The following is a 2,293-nucleotide window of genomic DNA, read 5'->3' as shown; positions in this document are numbered from 1 at the left end:
CCGACGCCTACGCCACCACGGGCGACCGACCGGCCGTAGTCACCAAGCATGCTGTTGTCGATGGCTGATTCGATGCGACCCAGATAGCCGGCCTGCTCTGCGGGTGGCACATCGTTGTCGATGGCATCACCGAACGCCGACAGCGGATCACCAAATGCGCTTACCTGCGGCTGCGCTGGCGCCTTCTGCGGTTGAGGCGCAGCAGGGTCAGGCGGCGTTGGGTCGTCGGGGAGTTCGTCCCCAAAGGCGGAAAATGCCATCGCACGTTAACCTCGTTTGGTGGCGGTCTTGCCGCTCACAGGGTCGATGTACTGCGCACCGGCCGGCAGGGCGTCGTATTCCGCCTTGGTCGTCGGGGTGGCAATCTGTGCTTGGCCTGGTACACGTTTCTCGGTCTTGGCTGCACCACCGCCACTAGCGGCCATTGGCAGCACACCGACCGGCTGTTGTTGCTGTGGCGCGTAGCTCTGCAGGTTGCCAGTACCGGGTAAAGCCTCGGCAGCGGATGGGCCTGTGTTGCCCAGGATTTCGTCGACGGCCGCATCAGCACCGGCGTTGGCCTTGCGGCCAGGGCTGTATTGGTTGAATGGCTCGCCGTAAGGTTCGTATTGGCCCGTCTGCAGGTTGAGCACATGGCGCTGCATACGGCCATCGCCCAAGGGCTCGTCGAGCACCTGGCGCTGGGTAGGCATACGCGGTCCGGAGGAACCACCTTGATTGGCACCGATGCGGCCTTCGCGGGTAGCGAACTGCGCCTGCTGCTGGGCCAGGGTTGCGTCACGGTGCTGCGCCAGGTTATCGCTGTTGATTGCCCGGATCAGGTCGTCCGGGTTTACGCCAAGGCCGGCCATCTGCCGGGCGGTGGGGCTCAGCTGGTCGAGGAAGCTGGGGTCTTGCAGGCGCTCCTGATACTGCGCCTGTTGCGCTGCCTTGGCGTCTGCTGCCTGCTGGCGCATCTGCATCTGCTGCGCCTGCAGCGCGGTCATCTGCTGGCGGTACTGGGCCAATTCCTGCTGGCGGCGCTGTTCGCCCATCAGCACAGCAGCTTCGCTACCAGCCTGACCGAGGGCCTGGCTGCTGGATCCTTGCCGGCCCTGCGACATGAGTTTGAGGCCGAGCATCAGGCGCGGGTCTGCGAGCAGGTTGCCGACATTCTCCTGGCTAAAAATGTCCGCGAAAGTAGCCATGATGATTTCCCCTGGTCGTGTGGGTCAGTGAACCGTGTTGCTGGCCGGCAGCAGGTGGCATCGGCACAGAGCAGTGGCCAGGCGCAGCATCTGCGCGTGGGTGCGGTCGGCCTTGCGCTGTGCAGGTGTATCAGCTGGCGGGGTGGCAGGCATGGTGAGGGCGGTGGCGAAGTTCATGGCTGTGGCTCCAGGCTGGGTTCGGCGTAGATGCGGACCAGTTCGACCTGGCCGGTAATGGGGTCGGTCGCTCCGGCACAGAAGCCGGCTGTCTTGCGGTGGCGCTTTTGGGTGGCGCGGGCAATCGCAAGGGCTAGCCGGCACTCCGCCTCGCTCAAGTGCGCAGTGTGTTCCAGGGCGAATGCGGCGAGGTCGTGGGTGGTGTACGCGAGGTACGGCCTGCCGGGTTCTCCGGTGTGGGCGGGTACAGCTGTGGGGAGTTCGGCGCGGTGGCGGCACAGCCAGCTGGCGTCAACCCCGGCGAGGGCGGCGGTTGCTGCGAGGCTGATGTTTTGATCGTTCATGGCGCCCACCGTTGAGTGGATTTTCTGCTTGCCTACAGAATATTCCGGTGTCGAGTTATGAACAATCGTGATTAGACGGACGGTACTTGTTGAACTTGGCAATATAGAGTATATGCGGCTTCCTCTACAGGGCGGGTTGTTACGCTTATTGGCACAGGTTTTTTAGGTGGTGACTTAAAATAAGTGGCTGAAATTTACGGAAAATTTTTCCGGGAATTCCGAAGGACGTTTTTCATTCACACGGGTTTGGGCTCGGGACGGGGGTGTCAGGGTTTCAGACCCTATATGTAATTGTGTAACGTTCTGGAAGGACGATACGAGTACCGGGCGGGGTCGACTATTCCGCTCCCAGACCCTTTTCCAGGGGGCGATTGGGCACAGCCGGCGACCTTCGCCCATGTATTCATCAGGGTATAGCCTGTTGACCGCGCGTCGGATGAATACACTTGCTTGGGCTGCGCGCTTGATTGGAGGGGTAAACGGTGCCACCGTGAATACATCTAGACCCTGATGAACACAGAGGTGGGCACCATGAACGTTGGATACATCCGCGTCAGTACCGCTGACCAAAGCACCGAGCGCCAG

Annotated in this window: 4 protein-coding genes; all 4 read right to left on the bottom strand. The window is 61.8% G+C overall.

Annotated features, from left to right (window positions below; genetic code table 11):
- Positions 1–260, bottom strand: a 260-nt coding sequence (locus tag HP546_RS29310) for a hypothetical protein (protein WP_218584651.1), incomplete at its 3' end; no start/stop codon positions are given.
- 6 nt (positions 261–266) lie between these two features.
- Positions 267–1,187, bottom strand: a complete 921-nt coding sequence (locus HP546_RS29305; RefSeq protein ID WP_172233091.1) for a hypothetical protein — start codon at positions 1,185–1,187, stop codon at positions 267–269.
- Positions 1,188–1,211: 24 nt separating this feature from the next.
- On the bottom strand, positions 1,212–1,364 hold the full coding sequence (locus HP546_RS29300; protein ID WP_172233088.1) for a hypothetical protein: 153 nt from the start codon (positions 1,362–1,364) through the stop codon (positions 1,212–1,214).
- Positions 1,361–1,708, bottom strand: a complete 348-nt coding sequence (locus tag HP546_RS29295) for a hypothetical protein (protein WP_172233085.1) — start codon at positions 1,706–1,708, stop codon at positions 1,361–1,363. Before HP546_RS29295 ends, HP546_RS29300 begins: the two co-directional genes overlap by 4 nt.
- Positions 1,709–2,293 lie beyond the last annotated feature (585 nt).

This window comes from Pseudomonas sp. CM25, from assembly GCF_013179705.1.
Classification (GTDB): Bacteria; Pseudomonadota; Gammaproteobacteria; order Pseudomonadales; family Pseudomonadaceae; genus Aquipseudomonas.
The sequence above is the reverse complement of the archived record's forward strand: the minus strand, read 5'-3'. Positions and strand labels throughout refer to the sequence as shown.

Coding starts and splice junctions, on each gene's coding strand:
- HP546_RS29305 (WP_172233091.1), bottom strand. CDS start 1,187: ATGGCTACTTTCGCGGACATTTTTAGCCAGGAGAATGTCGGCAACCTG.
- HP546_RS29300 (WP_172233088.1), bottom strand. CDS start 1,364: ATGAACTTCGCCACCGCCCTCACCATGCCTGCCACCCCGCCAGCTGAT.
- HP546_RS29295 (WP_172233085.1), bottom strand. CDS start 1,708: ATGAACGATCAAAACATCAGCCTCGCAGCAACCGCCGCCCTCGCCGGG.